Below are 22,174 nucleotides of genomic sequence, written 5' to 3'. Positions count from 1 at the left end.
AGTTAGTCGAAAAGGCCCCTTGCAAAAGGGGCTTTTTCCATTGAAAACGGTTCGTTTTTATTGTTTTGAAGGGCTGTTGTTTTTCCACATTACTTTGTTGATAACTTAGGGTGTCCGATAGGCTTCAAGCACCTAATTTCATAGGGTATTCCTTATATTTGTAAGATTTGAAAAATTCAAGGTAAATAAAGAGGATATATGAGCGAAGAAGCTAAAAAAAATCAATATTCGGCGGACAGTATTCAGGCCCTTGAGGGCATGGAGCACGTGCGTATGCGACCTTCCATGTATATTGGCGATGTTGGGGTAAGAGGGTTGCACCATTTGGTATATGAAGTAGTGGACAACTCCATTGATGAAGCTATGGGTGGTCACTGTGATACCATAGAAGTTACCATAAACGAAGATAATTCCATAACAACCCGAGATAATGGTAGGGGTATACCTGTAGGACTCCATAAAAAAGAAGGCGTTTCCGCTTTGGAGGTCGTAATGACCAAGATTGGAGCAGGAGGTAAGTTCGATAAGGATTCCTATAAGGTTTCGGGCGGTCTTCACGGTGTAGGAGTTTCCTGTGTAAATGCACTTTCGAGCCATTTGAAAGCTACCGTATACCGCGAGGGTAAAATTTGGGAGCAGGAATATGAAAGGGGAAAAACCTTATATCCGGTCAAAAGCATAGGTGAGAGTACTGAAACGGGTACTGTAGTGACCTTTATGCCCGATGATGTCATTTTTACCCAGACTAGAGAATATAGTTACGACACTTTGGCCAATAGGATGCGAGAGCTGGCCTATTTGAACAAAGGAGTAACCATTACCTTAACGGACAAGCGAAACAAGGACGAAAAAGGTGAATTTGTTTCAGAAACCTTCTTTTCAAAGGAGGGCTTGAAGGAATTCATCAAATTCTTGGATGAGACTCGAGAGCCACTTATCCAACGTGTGATTTCCATGGAAGGAGAGAAAAACGGCATTCCAGTTGAAGTAGCCATGATTTACAACACTGGATTTTCGGAAAATCTACACTCTTATGTAAACAACATCAATACCCACGAAGGAGGTACCCACCTTTCTGGATTTAGAAGGGGATTGACCACTACTTTGAAGAAATATGCGGATGGTTCTGGTTTGCTGGATAAGCTCAAATTTGAGATTTCTGGGGATGATTTCCGCGAGGGATTGACCGCAATCGTTTCGGTTAAGGTAGCAGAACCTCAATTTGAAGGGCAAACCAAAACAAAATTGGGTAACCGTGAGGTGACCAGTGCCGTGAGTCAAGCCGTTTCCGAAATGTTGACGGATTATCTGGAAGAGAATCCAGACGACGCCAAGCAAATAGTTGAAAAAGTGAAATTGGCGGCTCAAGCCAGGCATGCTGCTGCCAAGGCACGTGAAATGGTCCAGCGTAAGAACCCAATGAGTGTCGGGGGCTTACCTGGAAAACTTTCCGATTGTTCAGAGCAAGATCCTACCAAATGCGAGGTGTTCTTGGTAGAGGGTGATTCTGCAGGTGGAACGGCCAAGCAGGGAAGAGATAGAAATTTTCAGGCCATATTACCCCTACGAGGTAAGATTTTGAATGTTGAAAAGGCCATGCAACATAAGGTCTTCGAAAATGAAGAAATAAAGAACATCTACACGGCCCTTGGGGTGACCATAGGTACAGAAGAGGATAGCAAAGCTTTGAATCTTGATAAGCTGCGTTACCATAAAGTAGTAATTATGTGTGATGCGGATGTGGATGGTAGCCACATCGAGACCCTGATTTTGACTTTCTTCTTTAGGTACATGCGTGAACTGATTGAAGGTGGTCACGTTTATATTGCCACTCCACCATTATATTTAGTGAAAAAAGGAACTAAAAGAAGGTATGCATGGAATGATGAAGAACGAGATGAAATTGTGGAATCCATGAAAGGAGGGGCTGGAATCCAGCGCTACAAAGGTCTTGGTGAAATGAACGCCGAACAATTATGGGATACGACCATGAATCCAGAATTTAGGACATTGAGGCAGGTTACCATAGACAATGCCACAGAATCGGACCGTATTTTCTCCATGCTGATGGGCGATGAAGTACCACCTCGAAGAGAGTTTATTGAGAAAAATGCTGTTTACGCCAACATTGACGCATAACAGTTTCAGATATTAAAAAGAAAATCCCGGGAATTCCCGGGATTTTTTATTTATGCAAAGCTGTTAAATCTAAATTATTGCCATTGAAAGTTTCCATTTTCAAAAGACCAATCATTGCCGAAGAATCCGGCGCATTTTACCGCATCTGTACCAAATTCCATAATATCATCACTGAAAAGAAGCAAATCAGGGTAAGAAGTACCGTTCAATAAGTAATGATTGCTATAAATGGCCTTCATCCCCTTGGTGCCCGTGGCGGAAACCACACCAACACTTGCTGTATCGCTATCCGTTCTTGGGGCAATAAAATATAATCCCCATTCGCTTCCTTTTACATCTTTTCCATTGATATTAACACGATTGTTTTCAACCTGCACTGGGAAATCTTTCAAGAGTTTTTTCCAAGCCGTATTATTGGTTTTGTTGCCATATAGCACAATGTTTTGGTCAGCGAACTTTTTCGCATCAAAATCAACATCCGGAACCAATTCAATAGAACCATTGGCGCGGTAATAGAATGTCTCAGCGTCTAACCTCGCTTTATTAAAGTACCATTCGTTTTCTGCAGGTGTGCCTTTTGTAGCGTACACAAATACCATTTGATTACGAAAAGCATCTTTAAACCCTCCATTGCGATGTGGACCCTTTTCTTTCAAATTAGGTTGGGCAGTAGACTGCCATCCACCAGTAGTTTTCTTGTAAAACACTTGTCCTTTGTTTGAAATATTTAAAATAGTGTCATCTATGGTAAGACTATCTGATTTTATCTCCATGGCATCCAAATCTATACCCAAAACAGCTACATTGTTGGTATGGATACTCGGTCCATTTTCCTTGGAAAAATCAATAGAGCTGATTTCAAAAGGTTTTTCTTGCTGATAAATGGTAACGAAATGTGATTTTGCAGAAACTCCAGGCGATGCAGTAAAAAACTCCATTTTGGTAATGGTCGAATCCGTAGGGATGCTTCTTCGTTTGAACAAGTCAAAAATAGGAGGCCAATCCATACTTTGGTCGCCATACCAGTGTGTTCCACCAGGGTATTCGTAATAGGTGAAATCCGGATGGAATTTTCCCAAAACCTCTCTCATATCCCTTGCTATAAATGTGGGCACTACATTATCTTTTTCTCCGTGAAGTACGTAAACTCCTTGTTGTAGGTAATTGCGTTTCAATTTTAAGGTTCGACTTGGGTTCCCAGCACGTAGAATCATATGGTCCATATCGGTCAACTGGGGTTCCTTCATCATTTCTTTTAACCGTTCAGGAGTGATACCCCATCGTTTACGTTCCTCTTCACTGGCATTGAGCGCACGTTTTATAAAGCTGTCGCGATATCCCAATAGATCAGGATATCCCGCACAAGGCGCAATAGCGGCAAATTTATCAGGATAGGTGGCTCCTAAATACCAGGTTCCATGTCCTCCCATAGAATGCCCCGTGAGATATGTTTTTTGAGGATTTGGACGATAGATTCTTTTTCCCTCCGCCAAAACCTCCAAAGCATCCAAACGGCCCCAATCTTCCCAAGCAAAGCCAAAAGGTCTACGATTGGTAGGAGCGACCACATGGCCCCAATCCTTTTGTTTGTAGGCATTGGCTTGATTTACAGCCTCTACCGATGCTCCGTGAACAGATAGGAACAAAGCCCCATTTTCCAAATCATGTGTAGACGAAGGGGCTACGCTGAAGTACTGTACACTGTTGTCCACGTTGCTAATAAAAGTACGTTTGTGTTTATCGTTTTTGGATTTAATTTGGATGTCTATCTCCTGTGTATCCAAAGTTGATTTTGAATTGTTCAACAATGTCAAATCCAATATAGATTTTTTTGCTTCCGCATCCTGTGCAACGGAAGGAATGTCAAACGGAACTTTTCTCACACTCATCGGCGGTATGGAGGGTACCTTTGAAGAAGCTTCCTTTCCCAGATGTTGAGATGTAATTTGAAGGTCTTTGGCCCAATTTTCCGATGCGTTGATCACTCGAATAGCTCCTTTGTATGCAATGCTTTCCCCAGTAAGAAGGTCGGGAAGCGTCATATCCCTGGTTGTAAAGATGACAGGAGCTTTAGGTTGAATCAACCTTGCACGCACCCTTGGAAACCTCCCAGCTTTCAACACAAAAACATTCATTCCCTTTTTTAGTTTGATGGGAATAAGGCTGTAACCAAAATCATAATAATCCCCTTCATGTGGGTATCCATTAATAATGGCCTGGGTATGTCCAGAAGCTTCAAAAAGTACAATTTCCTCTTTAGAGGAACGGTAGCTTAAGTATATATAAGAACCTCTAAGTACCCCGTCATTAAAAGTGTTGGTGTCATCAACTTCTATTTCGGTCCAATAATGAGGAGCTCCCAAGTTATCAATACTCCCGATCTCCCCTTTGGAAACAGTTTTACTGCCCATTAAAAACTCTTTAAAGACCTTGTCGGAAGGGAAGGAAATAGAGTTTAAGGCACTTCTTTTAGAGGTGAGATACAAAGCATCTTTAAAAACATGGATTACTTTTCCTTCGCTTACTGTATTTACCTTTTCCTTTCCAAAATATTCAACAATATTCCCTTGTCGTTTTTGGGCTGATACGGTAAAAGTCAAAAAAAAGGTTGCTAACAGTATAAATGACTGATGAATGAGGTGTTTTTTCATAAATGATTGATTTGAAGTGAAAATAGCGATTAGGCTTTTTTAAGACAAAAAGAATAGCTTACCCATAGATTGTAGTCGACGGATAACTCTATTGTACAAACGAACGATTGAAATCCGGGCTTTGTCGGCAGAATTTTTGATATGTTATGTGATTGTCTGTCCACATAGGAAGGGTGCTAAATAGATAGATAAGCGCGTTTCACAACAAAAACTCGCAGCGGCATGGGGAGTTTTTTAGTTTTAGGAAAAATTTTACAAAATGAAACAAGCATAAATTTTCATTGTTCTAAAATTTATAGAGAAATGATTAAAATTTATGTGAGTTCCTGAATGTATTCATTTTTTTTGAACATTCAGAAATCAAAAAAAAATAAACAGATGAAAAGAATAAGCCTTTTACTAGCGATATGCAGTTTTTCCTTTGGAATGGCACAGTCCAATTTAAATGAGCTTTTGGCTGCGGGTCTAAATGATGCTGAGCGATTTACAACCGATTGGTTGGCACCCGTTACCGAAGCAGGGGTTTACAGTATTTCAAATGGATGGTACAACTCTGCTGATGCAAAACCTTTGGGAGGGTTTGAAGTCTCAATTGTTGGAAACATTACAGGTTTCAAGAACAAAACCGCTAAAAAATCCTTTACCTTAAATACAGCCGATTATGAAAACCTTACGCTGGTTGGTGGAGGTACCACAGCAGAGGTTGCAACTGCCCTAGGCGATATTGAAGGAGTAGATGTGGCAATCAACGCCACCATTGAAGGACAACAGGTTAGCACTTCATTTGAGCTTCCTTCTGGATTGTCTTCCGAAGATTTGAATTTCGTGCCATCAGGATATATTCAGGCAAGTGTAGGTTTAATAAAAGGTACCGAGGTAAAAGCGCGTTTTTTGCCAAAAATCAATACCGATGATGTTTCCATAGGGCTTTATGGGTTCGGAATACAACACGATTTTACAAAACACCTTCCGGCAGATAAATTACTTCCTGTTGCCATCTCTGCCGTTATTGGATATACAAATCTTAGCGGAGAGTATGATTTTACAAGTTCCGGAGTTATTTCAGGTGATAACCAGCGTATTGATGCCAAGTTTAGTTCCTGGAATTTTGCCGCGGTGGTTTCTACACGTTTGCCAGTCATAAACTTTTATGGAGGGTTAAACTACATTACCGGAAAGGCCGATACGGATATCCTTGGTAGATATGAAGTTGCAACCGCAGGAACATCAATTGTTTATAACGACCCCTTTATGATTAGTAATAAAATAAGTGGGGTTTCTGGTAATATTGGAACCAAATTAAAATTAGGATTTTTCCGTATCAATGCTGATTACAACATTGCAGAATTCAGCACACTTACATTCGGTATTAATTTTGGGTTTAGATAAATAATAATACCTGACCAAAATAAAGTAGGCCCCAACTTTAGTTGGGGCCTACTATTTTCATATATGTTGCGTCTTCCGCTTATTCCCTGGTGGCGAAGACAGAACCATTTTCCAGGGCTAGGGTCTCAGGGTTATTGCTTTCTTCTAAGCTTACCACAACATCATTAACATGTTCGTCTCCAAATTCAATGGTGTATTTACCATTTTCTTCGGACCATCTAAAATCAGTATAAAAAGTTAAGTTAGAGTCTGTATAACTTTGGTATCTACCTAGGTAAACATCATTAAATATCCATTCCTCCCTTGTAGTGGAGTTTTTGCTGGTAATTTCGTTCTGGGCTGCTGAATTTTTAACCCATGTGCCTAAAATGGGATCGTTGTTTTCTGGAATACTGCTACAATTGCTTATGGCAATGATGCAGATTATTGACAACAATGAAAAGAGCTTTTTCATAGTCTAAGTAGGTTAATCATAAATTTGGGATTATTAGAACGGTGATTTACAGAGAAGTATTGCTATTAATTCGATGTATAACACCCTTGGATGTGATTTCTTCGTTGAACTGCACCATTTGTTAACATAACAACGATTTCTACTATAGATGTGTCAGAAAAAGCCTATAGGTTAAAACGAACAAAAGTCAGTTTTTTTCTGGCCTAAATGCCTTATTTTTGACGCATTAAAATAAAAACCAATAAAAATGAAAGTTACCGTAGTTGGAGCAGGTGCAGTGGGAGCTAGCTGTGCTGAGTATATTGCAATGAAAAATTTTGCGTCTGAAGTTGTCTTGTTGGATATAAAAGAAGGGTATGCCGAAGGAAAGGCGATGGATTTGATGCAAACCGCTTCTCTAAATGGATTTGATACCAAAATAACCGGAAGTACAAGTGATTACTCCAAAACTGCAGGTAGCGATATAGCCGTAATTACCTCTGGGATTCCACGTAAACCTGGTATGACCCGCGAAGAACTTATCGGAATCAATGCTGGAATAGTGAAAACGGTATCTTCAAATCTTTTGGAACACTCTCCAAATGCCATTATAATTGTGGTGAGCAATCCTATGGATACCATGACTTATTTGGTGCATAAAACTACTGGTCTTCCAAAACATAGAATAATCGGTATGGGTGGTGCTTTGGATAGTGCTCGTTTCAAATATCGTTTGGCCGAGGCCCTTGAAGCTCCAATCTCAGATGTTGATGGAATGGTTATCGGAGGGCACAGTGATAAAGGTATGGTACCTTTAATTGGTCATGCCACAAGAAATAGTGTGAAAGTATCCGAATTTCTTTCCGAAGATAAAATGCAATGGGTGGTTCAGGAAACCAAAGTGGGAGGCGCCACATTGACCGGACTTTTGGGGACCAGCGCTTGGTATGCCCCTGGAGCAGCAGTTTCCGGATTGGTCCAAGCGATTGCGTGCGATCAGAAGAAAATGTTCCCATGTTCTACATTGCTAGAAGGAGAGTACGGTCTTGATGATATTTGCATTGGTGTTCCTGTTTTGTTGGGAAGAAATGGTATCGAAAAGATTGTGGAAATTGAATTGAGTGATGCTGAAAAGGCCAAAATGCAAGAAAGTGCCGAAGGCGTTAAAAAAACCAATGGATTGCTGCAACTGTAATCTTTAGGTCAAATAAGAATTTAAAAATAAATGGGCAGGTGACTGCCCATTTGCAATTCCATCAATTTCTATTGGCAAATCTTGATGGAAATGATATATTTGCACGCTGTTTATAAAAACTTCTAAAAATTTAATAATCAATGCAAAATAAAGGACTTATAAAGCTTTTTGCGCTTCTTTTTGGTCTGGTGAGCATTTATCAACTTTCCTATACTTTCATTACAAGCAAGTTGGAAAAGGATGCTGAAACCTATGCTATAAGCCAAATTTCTGAAGCTGAGGAAGATTATGTGGCAAAGCGCGAGGCTTTAGAAGCATCATACTTGGATTCTATTGGAACCAATCCGGTTTTGGGATATACCAGCTATGATGATGCGAAGAAAAAAGAATTGAACAAGGGATTGGACCTTAAGGGAGGGATTAATGTTACCCTTCAAATTTCTGTTAAGGATATATTGAAAGGTCTTGCCAACAATACCAAGAACCCTATTTTCAACAAAGCTTTGGCCGATGCCGACAACGCTTCCAAAAATAGTGATAACACCTATTTGGAGCTGTTCTTCGAGGCATTTGACAATATCAAGGGAGATGCCAAATTGGCTTCGCCTGATATTTTTGCCAACAAAGGTTTGAGTGATGAGGTTAATTTTCAAATGACTGATGACGAGGTAAAACCTGTTATTCGCAGAAAAATTGACGAATCCATTGTTTCGGCTTTTGAAGTGCTTCGTGAACGTATTGATGGTTTCGGGGTAACCCAACCAAATATCCAAAGAGAAGGAAACTCTGGCCGGATCTTGGTGGAACTACCTGGTGCACGTGACATAGCAAGAGCTCAAGAACTATTGTCGAGTACAGCTCAATTAGAGTTCTGGGAAACCTATTCTCAAGGTAATCAAAGTTTGGGAGCCTTTTTTGTAAATGCAAATGAAAGACTGAGGGAAATCTTGGAACCCGTTCAAGAAGAGGAGGAAGAAGTTTCAAAGCCAGAATCTGAGATTGACTCTTTATTATCTGATGTAGCCCAAGATTCTTTGGATTTGACTCCACAATCCAATCCGTTGTTGAGCAAATTGATTCCTGCCAACCCTGGTAGCCATGCCATCGCAAGAGCCTTGGTGTCTGATACTGCTGAGATTGGTGAGTATTTAAGAATGCGCGAGATTAAAAGGCTGTTGCCAAACGATGTCCAGTTCACTAAGTTTTTATGGGAAAGACCTGCGAAGGATTCTGAGATATCAGAACTATATGCGTTAAAATCCAATAGGGACAATACACCAAGAATCAGTGGAGATGTTGTTTCTGATGCCCAAGACACTTTTGACCAGTTCAATAAACCTGCGGTAAGCATGACCATGAATACCAGAGGTGCCAAAGAATGGGAAGAGTTGACAGGTGATGCGTATAACAACCAAACTGGAATCGCCATAGTTTTGGATAACAAGGTGTATACCGCCCCAGGAGTTTCTTCAGGGCCTATTTCTGGTGGGCGTTCCGAGATTACTGGAACTTTTACAGTAAATGAAACTAAGGATATTGCTAACGTATTACGTGCGGGTAAACTTCCGGCTTCTGCAGAAATTATTCAATCAGAAGTTGTGGGTCCATCATTAGGGCAAGAAGCTATCGATAGTGGTTTTATGTCCTTTTTGATTGCCATGGCTTTCGTTTTGGTTTGGATGGTGTTCTATTATGGAAAAGCAGGAATTTTTGCTGATATCGCTTTGGTATTGAACATCCTATTAATTTTTGGGGTGCTTACAAGTCTTGGAGCGGTACTTACTCTACCGGGTATTGCAGGTATTGTTTTGACCATTGGTATGTCAGTGGATGCTAACGTGCTGATATTTGAACGTGTGAAAGAAGAATTGGCACGCGGAAAAGGAAAGGCTCAAGCAGTTGCCGACGGTTTCAGCAATGCCCTATCCTCTATTTTGGATGCCAACATCACTACCGGTCTTACTGCAATTATTCTTTTCATTTTTGGTTCAGGACCAATCAAAGGATTTGCAACTACACTTTTAATCGGTATTGTTACCTCTTTGTTTACGGCAATCTTCATTACTCGTTTGTTAGTGGATTGGTACATTTCCAAGAAAGGTAGAAGCTTAGACTTCTCAACAGGGATAACCAAGAATTTGTTCACCAATATGAACATCAACTTCTTGGGTAAACGTAAGGTTGCTTATATACTTTCCGCTATTTTGTTAGGAATAGGTGTCTTTTCTTTAACAACTACAGGATTACAACCAGGTGTTGATTTTGCTGGGGGCCGTTCATATACTATCCGTTTTGAAAAAGCTGTCAATCCATCAGAAATTGCGTCTGAATTGAATACTGTATTTGGTAGCGGCACCCAAGTGAAAACTTTTGGGGAAGCAAATCAGATAAAGGTGACCACTCCTTATAAAGTTGATGTTGAGGGAATTGAAGTCGACAATGAGATTCAAGATAAATTATATACTTCACTGCAAAAATACCTTCCAGATGGTGCTTCTTTTGAAGATTTTACAGTTGGTGCTTCTGAAAAGTCAATCGGAATTCTTCAGTCGATAAAGGTTGGACCCACCATTGCAGATGATATTAAGAACAATGCCTTCTTGGCCATTATAGGTTCGCTGGCGGTTGTCTTCCTGTATATCTTGTTGCGATTCAGAAGATGGCAGTTTTCTTTGGGTGCAGTAATCGCGGTATTCCATGATGTGATGATTGTACTTGGAATTTTCTCTTTGACTGGGAAGATAATGCCTTTCAATATGGAGATTGATCAAGCTTTTATTGCGGCAATATTAACGGTGATAGGTTATTCCTTGAACGATACGGTGGTGGTATTTGACCGAATCCGTGAGATTGTCAACCTAAAAGGTTGGAATAAAGGACAAAACATCAACCAAGCCTTGAACAGTACGTTAAGTCGTACTTTGAATACATCTTTGACCACATTGATTGTACTATTGGCCATCTTTGTGTTTGGTGGTGAAAGCTTAAGAGGATTTATGTTCGCTATGATTATTGGTGTGCTCGTGGGTACCTATTCATCGGTGTTCATCGCAACTCCAATCATGTTTGATGCCTTGAGAAAGAAAATTGCATCTTCAAAAGAATAGCACGCATTTACTAACTTAGTTAAAAAGGCCACTCTTAAGAGTGGCCTTTTTTATTTTGGAGGCAAGGACATTACATACTCAAACCCCTTTTGAAGATACTTGCCAAGGGTTATGCCGTCGGTCAATAAAGTTTCAGGAATTAAAACATATTCTTTGAGTACAGCACCATGCGATTTGAATGGTACCGCCCCGAAAACTTGATTGAATTCTGCTTGATCTTCTTTTGAAAGTCGTATGCCAAGCTCGTCTTCTTTGTTGAGCAACGAAAACATATAACCATTGGCAGATGTATAGGGCATTGTTTTTCCCTTACGCTCAAAGTTCGGATTTAATGCAACCAACTCATCATAAATTTTTAGAATTTTCTTTCTCATATGAAAATAATGTTTAATAAAATTAAAATGAGTTTTAATAAAATTAATTAATAAATGAATTTTTATATATTTGAACGAAATTATTTTGAATGAACAAAAAACTTCCATTATCCTGTCCCAGTTGCGAGAATTTGCTACAGGTAAAACAATTATACTGTGATCAATGCGAAACCACGGTCACAGGACTGTACTCACTCCCTATAATATCGCAATTATCCATGGACGAGCAAAAATTTATTTTGGATTTTGTAAAGACCAGTGGAAGTCTTAAGGATATGGCCAAAAAAATGAAATTGAGCTACCCAACCGTAAGAAATAGACTTGATGATATTATTGGAGCAATCGAAAAACTTGAGGCTGATGGAGAATAGTTTTTGGATCAACCCTTTCATCAAAATTGCTGGGTTTAGATCCTTGATTTATGGCTTGCTCGGTTTGCTCTTGATTGCAGTAGTGGCCTATCTGACCGGAACCCACTTTTATGGATTTTCTGACCTCGGATTTGCAAAGGATTCTGAATTTTGGTTATATGCCCTAGAACAGCTGCTGAGCTGGGTGCTGATTTCATTATGTTTATATGTGTCCGGCTTACTTTTTTCAAACACAAAGCTCAGGGTTGTGGATGTTTTTGGCACCAACATATTGGCAAGGATGCCGTTGCTTTTGGTTCCCTTGGTTAGACTTATTCCACCCTTTCAGAGTTTCGTTTTTCAATCCGTGGAGATGTATTTACTTCTTGGGATTTATGTTTTATCACTTGCTTGGACTATGGTCTTGATGTTTAATGGATTCAAAATTTCATCCAATTTAAAAGGAATACGACTCATCGCATCATTTATTATAAGCATAGTTGTTGCTGAAATCTTAATTCGATTAATTCTTAATTCAATCTATTATTTATGAGACATAACATTTTTTTATTCTGCATTGTACTGGCAGTTGGTTTAAGCTCTTGCGCCCAAGATTATAAAAAGCTATCAGATTCTGAAATTGACAAAAGTAAAGTGCGGATTGCCCAAGAATTTGCAACCAATTACCTGAACCAATCTAAAAATGGTATGACATACGTGTTTAAAGATGAGGCCACTAGTGAGCTGAAAAATCTGTTGACACCTGAAACCCAAAAAAATGTTTATCAGAGTATAAAGAAGCAATTTGGCGATTTTCAAAATTTGGAGTACATAGAAACCTATGCTGACAAAAATGTTGTCTCTTCGGGAATTCAAAGATTTAAAGGAAGTTTTGGGGAAAAAGACAAAAAATTGGAGGTCAGAGTTGTATTGGACCAAACAGATAAGGTGGCCGGTTTTTGGATAAAACCTTGGTCAGATATGCTAAAATAGTAAAGACAGGCACATCATGGGACGGATACCATTATTCCGTACCATGGTGCTTTGAGGCTTCTCCGGTTGAACCGTTTGTACCAATGTTCAGGTTATAGTCAAATTGGGGTTCCAATCCATTTTCTTTTCTATGGGACACAAAAACAATGGTAGTGCTGCTTTCTTGTGCAATTTTATTGACCAATGAAACAAATAGGGCGGCATTTTCGTCATCGAGCCCAGCTGTAGGTTCATCCAAAATAAGTAATGCAGGATGTTTTATCATGGCTCTAGCGGTCATGACCAATCGTTTTTCACCTGTAGTAAGATCAAGGAATTGCTTGTTCCTTTTATGTTCCAAATGCAATAGCTTAACCCAAGAATTTGCCAAACGTTTTGCTTGGTCCGAAGCTCTTTTATAAAGACCGATTGAATCATAGATTCCCGAAATCACCATGTTTTCTAAAGTATGATATCCGTTGAACTTATCGGTCATGGCAGGTGTGAAATACCCAATTTTTTCCTTTAAATCCCAAACGCTCTCGCCACTGCCTTTTTTTTGCCCAAACAGGGTAAGGTCTTGCCCGTAGCCTTTATGGCTATCACCCGTAATCATGGATAGCAGAGTTGTTTTACCGCTACCATTTGGACCTATGAGTTGCCAAAACTCCCCCTTTTTTATGGTCCAATTGATTTTATCAAGGACCTGGCGTCCATCAAAAGAGACCGATACGTTCTTAAAACTGACCAATTCAGAACCTTTAACAATAATGGGTTCTATGGGTGGAGGAATAGCTTCAGTAAAATGAATTGTTTTTTTACTATTAGCTTTCCAAAACGATTCCGCATTAGGATAAGAAAGAAGACTTTCCTTTTCCAGTCGATAAAAAGTATGCGTTACAGGAAGGATGTCATTTATTCTACTTACTACCTGAACCAAGGAGATTGATTCTGAAATGTTGGTTAATTTTTCTTTGAGATAGACTTGGGTATCAATGTCAAGATTATCATACGGGTTAACGAGTATCAAAAACCCAGGTTTTTGTTCCAATAGATAGCTTAACAATGCTTTTTTCTGCTCGCCGCTGCTCATCGATTTTAAAGATTGCTTGGTCGCCGTAGTAATTATTTTGGCGTCATGACGTTCTTCTTCGTCCATAAACCGATGAATTTCAGAACGGGAAAAAAGCAATCCATTTTTGTTTTTCAAATGCTCAAAGCCTTGGATAGCCACTCCTTTCAATAAGTTGAAAATCAAAGCTTGTACTTTGGAATTGTTGTCTATCAGTATTGCGTAGTTGTTGGCTGGGTTCATTGGCTAAAATCCTATGGATTTCAAAATTAAGAGTATCCTTTGTTTACCCTAAAAATATGCACAGGGTTGTCTTTGTAGGTAGTTGTGTTATCTAAGTGCATTCCGTTTTTTAGAGCAACCTTTTGAGAGGGTATATTATCTATATGAATAATGGAAATCAGAGAAGAAACAAAATTGTTCTCAAAGGCAAAATTTTTACACTTTTTGGCCGCTTCAATGGCAAAACCTCGTTGCCAAAATTTAGGTAGAATAGAGTAGCCGATTTCCAGTTCTTCAATTTCATCCACCACTTGCACCAAAAGCCCACAAATTCCAACCAACTCTCCGGTTTCTTTTAGTATAAGGGCATTCATTCCGCCAAGCCTTTTTTCATATCTTTCAAAAATGCGGTCAAATTGGATTTGACATGCTTCAACCGGATCAATAGGCAATCCCTCCCAGAATTGGGTAGACTTCGGTTCATGATAAAAAGGCAACCAAGCATCAAAATCTGAGGGAAGTATCTTCTGGAAAAGCAGTCGCTCGGTTGTTTGGTTTTCTAAAAGATAATTGGGCATTATTGTTTGCTGTAGGATATACTGTCACCAATTTTTAAGCCTAGCTTATCAGAAAGCCCTGCTTTGATTTCCAGTACATATTTTATGGGTACACCTGAAGACAAGCCTGTTTCGTCAAAAGGCTTTGCATTTTTTTGGAAGCTCACAATTTTAAGATTGTCATCAATATAAACAATGTCCAAAGGAATCTGGGTGTTCTTCATATAGAACGAATGCATGGCCATATTGTCAAAAATAAACAGCATCCCTTGATTTTCTTCCATGGTTTCACGGTACATCAGGCCCGTTTGTGTCTCATATTCCGTTTCCGCAATTTCGATATCGAAACGACCTAAAGTAGAATTGTTTTCCGTTGATGAGACGGTGAGCTCTCCTTCCTTCGTGAACGTAATAGTTTCGGTCTTGATTTCTCGCTTTTGCTCTTTTTTACAGTTGATGGCACAAAAAAGCCCCAGGCTTAGAAATATGAACGATTTGAAGTACTTGAACAACATTTGTAGAAATTGATAATTGACTATTGTTTTGAAGGTCTAAACATAAAATAGAGGCCGACCAAAATCATTGGGATGCTCAGCCATTGACCTGTGGACAATAGTCCAAGCGATTCTTCAAATCCGCCCTGACTCTTTTTAAAATACTCTACAAAGAAACGGATGGTCCATAGACAAACCATGAACAGGCCAAAAAGATAGCCAGTTTTGTTCTTTTTATCTGTTTTCCAGTAAAGCTGGTACAATAGGATAAAGACGAAAACATAACAAATACCCTCATATAACTGTGCAGGATGACGAAAAGGAATCGATTCCAGTAAACTGGCAAATTCTGGCTTGTTCTCAATAGCTTTGTAGGCAGCACTGGCAGTTTTTTCCTTGGTCTCACGCATAGCCCTGTACGCGGGCATGTCTTCTGAGTCTCTTATGAATCGAACAGCCAGAGCAAAGGATTTATCAACAATCTTACCATTGATTTCGGAGTTGAAAAAATTACCAAAACGAACAAAAGCAGCACCAATAGCTGAAGGAATCACCATTCTATCCAATAGCCAAAGCATGCTGATATCCTTCCATTTTCTGCAATACAGCCACACACCAATTATGGCGGCAATAGTGGCACCGTGACTGGCTAAACCCGTAAATCCAGTGAATTCGTACCCGTTGATAAAACCAAATAGAGAACTATCAGCACTTTCACGGATGGGTAAGAGAATCTCCGCTAAATGATTTTTGTAATAGCCCCAATCGTAAAAAATAACATGCCCCAAACGAGCTCCCAACATGATTGATATTAGACCATGAAGAAAAAGTGAGTCCACTTGTTGCATGGTCTTTTTTTCATTTAAAAAGATTTTCTTGATGATATACCAGCCGACTATAAAAGCAGCAATCCATAGCAAGTTGTAATACTTTATTTGAATAATTCCCAACTTGAACAATGTGCCATCCGGGTTCCAATTGAATCCTAAAAAGTGCATGGATAAATTTTTGGTCTAATATAACTACTTTGAATGGTTAGAGGGAGGGATTATTCAATTTTTAGATTATTGCTTTGGATAGTTGGATAGTTGGATAGTTGGATGGTTGGATGGTTGGATGGTTGGATGGTTGGATGGTTGGGATTTTCTTTATGTAGATTTCTGACTTTTTATTTTTGATAACTGATAACTGATAACTGATAACTGATAACTGATAACTGAAGTCCCATGTTATGGAACAGGGTCATATCCTTTTCCGCCCCAGGGATGGCAACTAAATATTCTTTTTAGGGATAACCAACCCCCTTTAAAAAGGCCATGTTTTTTAAGAGCTTCTAAGGTATAAGCCGAACAAGTTGGAGAATAACGGCATGTTGCCGGAGTAAGAGGTGAAATCAAAAGTTGGTAAAGCCTGACCACTAGAACAAAAGGAGCGATAAGAATTTTTTTCAGTGCCATTCCCTTAGTTCTGAATCTGTTTGCTTTATTATTAATTGATACTGAAAGTGGTTCCTTCCTTTCCATCTTTGAGCTGTATTCCCAAAGCGGTAAGTTGGTCCCTAATCTTGTCCGAAGTGGCAAAGTCCTTGTTGGCTCTAGCCTCGTTACGTAGGTCTATTAAAAGTTCCACCACGCCATTTAGTGCACTGCTGTCATCTTTTGCCGCTTTTTGATTTTCTATCCCCAAAATATCATGGACAAAATTGTTCAGAGTGTTTTGCAAAAGGGATTTATCTTCTTCGGTAATATTTTCTTTTTCTTCTTTGATCAAATTGATGCGTTTTACAGCATCAAACAGATGGGCAATCAGTATAGGAGTATTAAAATCATCGTTCATGGCATCGTAGCATTTTTGCTGCCATGCCTTATAATCAAAATCAGAGGTTTTGCCTGTTTTTAAGGATTCGACACTTTCCATAGCATCCATTAACTTATGGTACCCTTTTTCAGAAGCTTGAAGCGCATCGTCACTAAGATCCAAAATACTGGTATAGTGGGCTTGCATCATAAAAAATCGTACTACAGCAGGGGAATAGGGTTTACTCATGATGTCATTTTCACCACTGAACATTTCAGACGGATAAATGTTGTTGCCCGTTGATTTGGACATCTTTTTACCGTTCAAGGTCAGCATGTTGGCATGCATCCAATAATTCACTGGAGATTTTCCCAAACCGGCTTCCGCTTGTGCTATTTCGCATTCGTGGTGTGGAAATTTTAAGTCCATACCACCACCATGTATGTCAAAGGTCTCTCCCAAATATTTAGTGCTCATGGCTGTACACTCCAAGTGCCACCCTGGGAAACCATCTCCCCAAGGGGATGGCCAACGCATAATATGTTGTTCCTCGGCCTTTTTCCATAGGGCAAAATCTTGAGGGCTCTTTTTCTCATCCTGTGCGGTAAGTTCACGGGTGTTGGAAATCATATCCTCTAGCTTTCTACCGCTTAATTTACCATATTCGTGATTTTCATTAAACTTGGGGACATCAAAGTAGACGGACCCGTTTACTTCATAGGCAAAGCCTTTCGCAATGATTTCCTTTATAATCTCTATCTGTTCAATAATGTGGCCCGTGGCCGTAGGTTCTATACTTGGAGGTAAAAAATTGAATTTTTGCAGGGTTTCATGAAAATCAACGGTATACCGCTGTACAACTTCCATGGGTTCAATCTGCTCCAATTTTGCCTTTTTGGCAATTTTATCTTCGCCTTCATCGGCATCGTTTTCCAAATGTCCGGCGTCTGTAATGTTTCGGACATAGCGCACCTTATACCCTAAATGTTTGAAATAGCGGAAAATCATATCAAAAGACATGAACGTACGACAGTTTCCAAGGTGGACATTGCTGTAGACCGTTGGTCCGCATACATACATGCCAATATGGCCTTCATTAATGGGTTTAAAAACCTCTTTTTTACCAGTAAGTGAATTGTGTACTCTTAAGGTGTTGGTTTTATAAAGTTGCATTGAAAAACTTAGGGTTAAAACTCGGTTTCTAGATTGATGTAGTCTAAAAATTCCCTTCGAACAGCTTCTTCCTTGAATTTACCACCATATTCTGCGGTAACAGTACTACTGTCCACATCACGGATTCCTCTTGAATTTACGCAGAGATGTTTTGCATCGATAACGCAGGCAACATCTTCGGTTCCCAAAGCTTTTTGAAGTTCCTTTACAATTTGGATGTTCAATCGCTCTTGCACCTGTGGACGTTTGGCGTAGTAATCAACTATTCGGTTCATTTTGGATAATCCAATGACACTTCCGCTAGAAATATAGGCAATGTGCGCTCTTCCAACGATAGGCAATAGGTGGTGCTCGCAAGTTGAATAAACCGTTATGTTCTTTTCAACAAGCATTTCACCATATTTGTATTTATTTTGAAATGTCGAGGGTTTTGGCTTGCGTTTTGGGTGTAGGCCGCCAAAAATCTCCTTTACGAACATTTTTGCAACACGTTTTGGGGTTCCGTTCAAGCTATCATCATCAAGGTCAAGACCCAATGTCAACATAATTTCGCGAACACTATTTTGTATCCTGTCGATTTTTTCTTCATCGCTCAATACAAAAGCGTCCTCCCTAAGTGGGGTTTCCGTAGAAGAGCCAACGTGATCGTCACCTCTTTCCTCATACTGTTCTTCCAAAGCCTGCTCTACTTTCATTGCTGTTTCTTCAAGGATGCAAAGATATACATTAATGTACTATTTAACATCTGGTATCAAGACTTTGACAACATAAATTATTGTTAAGGGGAGAGCCGTTTTACTTTTATAATGCCCAAACCTACAAGAGTTTATGGTTAAACAGGTTATAAGAACCATAGTTTTAATGCTGTTCAGTCACTTGTCCTATTCACAGGTCACTCCTGACTGCACAACCGCTGTGCCCATTTGTAATAATACACCGGTCAATGGTGGGTCGAATGGCTTTGGCATTGATGACTTCAACGGTGCTGCTTCAAGCGGATGTCTAGAGCGGACAACAACTGGATACATTGAATCCAATTCGGTTTGGTATCGATTTAGAACCAGTGCGTCGGGTGAGCTTGGGTTCAATATCGGACATGATAGTAGTGAGGATTGGGATTTTGCGCTTTATAGAGCAAGCGATTGTACTAATTTGGGAGATCCAATTCGCTGTAACTTCTTTGATAATAGCGATAACAAATCGTTTGTCGGAGTGGGAGAGGACCCAACTGGAGATTCAAGTTCTGTACATTACGAGGATTGGCTACAGGTAAATGCAGGCGAGGATTATTACCTGCTCATCAATAATTTCAGCAATGTTAATTCAGGGTTTTCCATCCAGTTTACTGGGAACATCTTTACGACCAATCCCACTGATGCGTTGGATTGTTCCATTATAAACAATCTTTTGGGTGCGCCAGTAGCGGCATGTGAAGGTGATTCCATAAATCTAGACGCTACTACCACTGGTGCTACATCATATGAGTGGTATAGCGATACAGGAAGTGGTTTTCAACTGATTTCGGGAGAAACAAATTCGACATTAAATGTGTCAACCTCTGCCCAATACCGAGTTGTTGTAAATACACCGACTGGAAATATTATAAGTGACGTACAAGTTGTTTTTAACCCAATACCTGTCACCAATGCTGTTTCCGATGAATTGTTTTGCTATTCTTCCAACATTTTTGACTTAAGCACAAAAGATAGCGAAGCCTTGGGAATCCAGGACGCGAGCATATTCATGGTAAGTTATCATCTTTCACTGGCTGATGCTATTTCTGGTGCAAATCCAATATCGAAACAATTTTCAAAGAGTCCTGGACAGGAAGATATTTTTGTGCGAACATACTCTTTGACCAATCCAGATTGCTTTGATGCGTCGCAAAACTTTAGTATCAATGCCGTTGTCTCGCCAGAACTAAGCTTTGACGAAGAAGTGACACTTTGTGAAAACTCTGCGGGAATTGTTATAGGTGAAACCATGCCCAATCCTGCATATACTTATGCGTGGAATACTGGTGAAGTTACACCGAACATCAGTGTAACAGAGGCAGGGGAATACACCTTGACTGCAACTAATTCGGTTGGTGCCTTGCATTGTGAAGCAAGTAGAACCGTTCAGGTAAATATGTCTCAGCTACCCACCATCACTGATGTTGAAATTGAAGATTTTCAAGCGAATAGTAAGGTGACAATCTTGACCGATTTAGATGGTGATTTTGAGTACCGTCTCGATGACGGTGCGTATCAATCTAGCAATAGCTTCGCAGATGTTTCTGGAGGGATGCATACCGTAACCATGCGTGACCTGTTTGGATGTGGAGAGGTTACCGAAAATATTGTTGTTGTTGGGTTTTCGCCGATTTTCTCACCCAATGGCGATGTGCTTAATGAATCTTGGCATATCGATGGACTTTCCGAATTGAGTTCCCCAATAGTTACCATATATGACCGCTACGGAAAGTTAATTGCCCAGATGACCGAATTCAGCCCTGGATGGGATGGTAATTTTAATGGAAGACCATTGCCATCTACCGATTATTGGTTTAAACTGTCCTATTTGGATAATGATGGAAATCGGGTTTACGCCAAATATCTTCAGAGCCATTTCTCACTTAGACGATAGCAAATGATGCATTTTGTCGATTAACTGTATAATTTTTCCGATAAAAAATACTAAAGAAGGATATTTGGGAGTTATAAAAGTTATTGTAGAATAACCTTTAGCCCCAAAATTCTATGAGAGCTCTATTTTGCGCTATATGGTGTTTAGTCTTAATGCCTCTTTCGATATGCGCCCAAATTTCCCCTAATTCTCCTGATTGTAGGACAGCAATTCCTGTTTGTGCAGACATGATTATATCGTCAAATACAGACGGTAGTGGTGATATTGATGACTTTGACCCGGATGTGATCACGCAATCTGGTTGTTTGGAAAAAGGTAGTGTAGCCTCTGCAAATATTGAAAATAACACTTCTTGGTATGTTTTTAGGGCTGGAACCGATGGGCAAATAGGTTTCGATATCCAAGCATTGCCTGTTGTTATGAACGGAATAGTCACTTCGGAATTAGATTTTGCTCTTTATGGTCCTTTTGATCAAACTTCTGGACAGAACTTTTGTACCCTTGTTGGAAACGGATCTGCACAGCCGATTCGCTGTAATTATGAAGTGAACGACACCAACGCCACCGGAATAGGTGTCAATCCTGTAGATGATAGGGTTGGGGCACCTTTTGTTGTAGGGAGCCAAAACACTTATGATGAATGGTTGGATGTAACCGCCGGTGAGATTTATTATTTATTTATAAATAACTACAACACCAATTTTAATGGAGATCCTGAGCCGTATAGTATTAGGTTTACTGGGTCTTCTGTAGATGCGGACCAAAATACTGCCTTGGATTGTACGCTAAGGGATGAGTTTTTAGGATTGGATATTATTGCTTGTGAAGGTGATCCCGATATAACCTTGAGCGCTTTGAATTCCCCTGCAGGAAACGATATTGCCAACGTGGAATGGACCGTTGATTATGAAGATGACGGGGTTATTGATGCGACATTATCGGGGACAGGGCCTTTTGGTGCGGAATTGGTGGTTACAAGTCCAAATTCGGGCCGTTATTTTGTGGAAATTACTACCGCTTCTGGGACGCCTCCTAGAGTAATTGATCCTGGAGGGATTCTCATTACATTTTTCGGTGAACCGGAAATCGATGTTCAGGTGTTGGATGATATAGATGTGAACAATCAAAGTGACCCTTATAATGTTGAGTTTATTCCAATTGGTGGAGGGGATTACGAGTACTCACTAAATGGAGGAGAATTTCAAGATGACCCAATTTTTTTGGATGTGCCTCCTGGAACGAATACGGTAACTGTTAATGATAAAAATGGATGTGGCACTATAGACCAGCAATTTTTGGTAGTCGGATATCCTAAATTTTTTACACCCAACGGTGATGGGATATATGATAATTGGAATGTGTTGGGAATTGAACAATTAGCAAATCCTGTTGTGTTTATTTTTGATCGTTATGGTAAGCTGCTAAAACAGTTAGGTCCCGGTAGCGCTTGGGATGGCACTTTTAATGGAAGGGACCTGCCTTCCTCTGATTATTGGTTTAGACTGGATTATGAAAGAGATAACAGTGGTGTTTTAGTGGCGCAATCGGTTAGACGTCACTTTTCCCTAGTGCGATAAAAAAAGGCCGGATGTGAAATCCGACCCCTTTCAGGCTAATATTC

At 39.8% G+C, this 22,174-nt stretch carries 19 protein-coding genes; 9 read left to right on the top strand and 10 right to left on the bottom strand.

The window, feature by feature from the left end:
* The first annotated feature begins 198 nt into the window (after positions 1-198).
* On the top strand, positions 199-2,139 hold the full coding sequence (gene gyrB, locus E4661_RS00520; protein WP_136464858.1) for a DNA topoisomerase (ATP-hydrolyzing) subunit B: 1,941 nt from the start codon (positions 199-201) through the stop codon (positions 2,137-2,139).
* A 74-nt stretch (positions 2,140-2,213) separates the two neighbouring features.
* On the opposite strand, the gene E4661_RS00515 is transcribed toward gyrB, so the two are convergent.
* Complete coding sequence (locus E4661_RS00515; protein WP_136464857.1) at positions 2,214-4,790, bottom strand: carboxylesterase family protein; 2,577 nt, start codon at positions 4,788-4,790, stop codon at positions 2,214-2,216.
* A gap of 378 nt (positions 4,791-5,168) precedes the next feature.
* Here E4661_RS00515 and E4661_RS00510 point away from each other — a divergent pair, with 378 nt between their 5' ends.
* On the top strand, positions 5,169-6,179 hold the full coding sequence (locus tag E4661_RS00510; protein ID WP_136464856.1) for a DUF6588 family protein: 1,011 nt from the start codon (positions 5,169-5,171) through the stop codon (positions 6,177-6,179).
* A gap of 79 nt (positions 6,180-6,258) precedes the next feature.
* Here the strand turns inward: E4661_RS00510 and E4661_RS00505 are convergent, their stop codons facing one another.
* Positions 6,259-6,633 carry a hypothetical protein gene (locus E4661_RS00505; RefSeq protein ID WP_240751385.1) on the bottom strand — a complete coding sequence of 125 codons (375 nt, stop codon included), beginning with the start codon at positions 6,631-6,633 and terminating at the stop codon, positions 6,259-6,261.
* Positions 6,634-6,880: 247 nt separating this feature from the next.
* On the opposite strand from E4661_RS00505, the gene mdh reads away from it, so the two are divergent.
* Positions 6,881-7,807 (top strand): malate dehydrogenase, encoded by a 927-nt coding sequence (gene mdh, locus E4661_RS00500; protein ID WP_136464855.1) that lies wholly within the window; start codon positions 6,881-6,883, stop codon positions 7,805-7,807.
* Positions 7,808-7,947: 140 nt separating this feature from the next.
* The gene (gene secDF, locus E4661_RS00495; protein ID WP_136464854.1) at positions 7,948-10,914 is read left to right on the top strand and encodes a protein translocase subunit SecDF; all 2,967 of its coding nucleotides are present in this window, start codon (positions 7,948-7,950) and stop codon (positions 10,912-10,914) included.
* 50 nt (positions 10,915-10,964) lie between these two features.
* Here secDF and E4661_RS00490 read toward each other — a convergent pair whose 3' ends face one another.
* Positions 10,965-11,288 carry a hypothetical protein gene (locus tag E4661_RS00490; RefSeq protein WP_136464853.1) on the bottom strand — a complete coding sequence of 108 codons (324 nt, stop codon included), beginning with the start codon at positions 11,286-11,288 and terminating at the stop codon, positions 10,965-10,967.
* An 89-nt stretch (positions 11,289-11,377) separates the two neighbouring features.
* On the opposite strand from E4661_RS00490, the gene E4661_RS00485 reads away from it, so the two are divergent.
* Genes E4661_RS00485 through E4661_RS00475 form a run of 3 tightly spaced genes read left to right on the top strand, consistent with a single transcriptional unit; the run spans position 11,378 to position 12,631 of the window.
* A complete protein-coding gene (locus tag E4661_RS00485; protein WP_136464852.1) occupies positions 11,378-11,659 on the top strand; it encodes a DUF2089 family protein in 282 nt (93 codons plus the stop codon).
* Positions 11,649-12,191, top strand: coding sequence for a hypothetical protein (locus E4661_RS00480; RefSeq protein WP_136464851.1), 543 nt, complete (start codon positions 11,649-11,651; stop codon positions 12,189-12,191). Before E4661_RS00485 ends, E4661_RS00480 begins: the two co-directional genes overlap by 11 nt.
* On the top strand, positions 12,188-12,631 hold the full coding sequence (locus E4661_RS00475) for a DUF3887 domain-containing protein (RefSeq protein WP_136464850.1): 444 nt from the start codon (positions 12,188-12,190) through the stop codon (positions 12,629-12,631). Before E4661_RS00480 ends, E4661_RS00475 begins: the two co-directional genes overlap by 4 nt.
* 31 nt (positions 12,632-12,662) lie before the next feature.
* Here the strand turns inward: E4661_RS00475 and E4661_RS00470 are convergent, their stop codons facing one another.
* From E4661_RS00470 to folE, 7 genes are all read right to left on the bottom strand, one after another.
* Entirely contained in the window at positions 12,663-13,925 is a 1,263-nt protein-coding gene (locus E4661_RS00470) for an ATP-binding cassette domain-containing protein (RefSeq protein WP_136464849.1), read from the bottom strand.
* A 26-nt stretch (positions 13,926-13,951) separates the two neighbouring features.
* The gene (locus tag E4661_RS00465; protein ID WP_136464848.1) at positions 13,952-14,482 is read right to left on the bottom strand and encodes a GNAT family N-acetyltransferase; all 531 of its coding nucleotides are present in this window, start codon (positions 14,480-14,482) and stop codon (positions 13,952-13,954) included.
* Complete coding sequence (locus E4661_RS00460; protein ID WP_136464847.1) at positions 14,482-14,976, bottom strand: DUF192 domain-containing protein; 495 nt, start codon at positions 14,974-14,976, stop codon at positions 14,482-14,484. The genes E4661_RS00465 and E4661_RS00460 overlap by 1 nt, the downstream gene beginning before the upstream one ends.
* A gap of 20 nt (positions 14,977-14,996) precedes the next feature.
* A complete protein-coding gene (lgt, locus tag E4661_RS00455) occupies positions 14,997-15,953 on the bottom strand; it encodes a prolipoprotein diacylglyceryl transferase (protein WP_136464846.1) in 957 nt (318 codons plus the stop codon).
* 231 nt (positions 15,954-16,184) lie between these two features.
* A complete protein-coding gene (gene yidD, locus E4661_RS00450; RefSeq protein ID WP_168796297.1) occupies positions 16,185-16,412 on the bottom strand; it encodes a membrane protein insertion efficiency factor YidD in 228 nt (75 codons plus the stop codon).
* A gap of 31 nt (positions 16,413-16,443) precedes the next feature.
* Entirely contained in the window at positions 16,444-17,925 is a 1,482-nt protein-coding gene (gene cysS, locus E4661_RS00445) for a cysteine--tRNA ligase (RefSeq protein ID WP_136464845.1), read from the bottom strand.
* A 14-nt stretch (positions 17,926-17,939) separates the two neighbouring features.
* Entirely contained in the window at positions 17,940-18,620 is a 681-nt protein-coding gene (gene folE, locus E4661_RS00440; RefSeq protein WP_136464844.1) for a GTP cyclohydrolase I FolE, read from the bottom strand.
* 133 nt (positions 18,621-18,753) lie between these two features.
* Between folE and E4661_RS00435 the strand changes: the two genes are divergently transcribed.
* On the top strand, positions 18,754-20,553 hold the full coding sequence (locus tag E4661_RS00435; RefSeq protein WP_136464843.1) for a T9SS type B sorting domain-containing protein: 1,800 nt from the start codon (positions 18,754-18,756) through the stop codon (positions 20,551-20,553).
* Between the two features lie 227 nt (positions 20,554-20,780).
* Positions 20,781-22,130, top strand: a complete 1,350-nt coding sequence (locus tag E4661_RS00430; protein WP_240751384.1) for a T9SS type B sorting domain-containing protein — start codon at positions 20,781-20,783, stop codon at positions 22,128-22,130.
* The last annotated feature ends 44 nt before the right edge of the window (positions 22,131-22,174 follow it).

The organism is Flagellimonas onchidii, from assembly GCF_004804315.1.
Classification (GTDB): domain Bacteria; phylum Bacteroidota; class Bacteroidia; order Flavobacteriales; family Flavobacteriaceae; genus Flagellimonas; species Flagellimonas onchidii.
The sequence above is the reverse complement of the archived record's forward strand: the minus strand, read 5'-3'. Positions and strand labels throughout refer to the sequence as shown.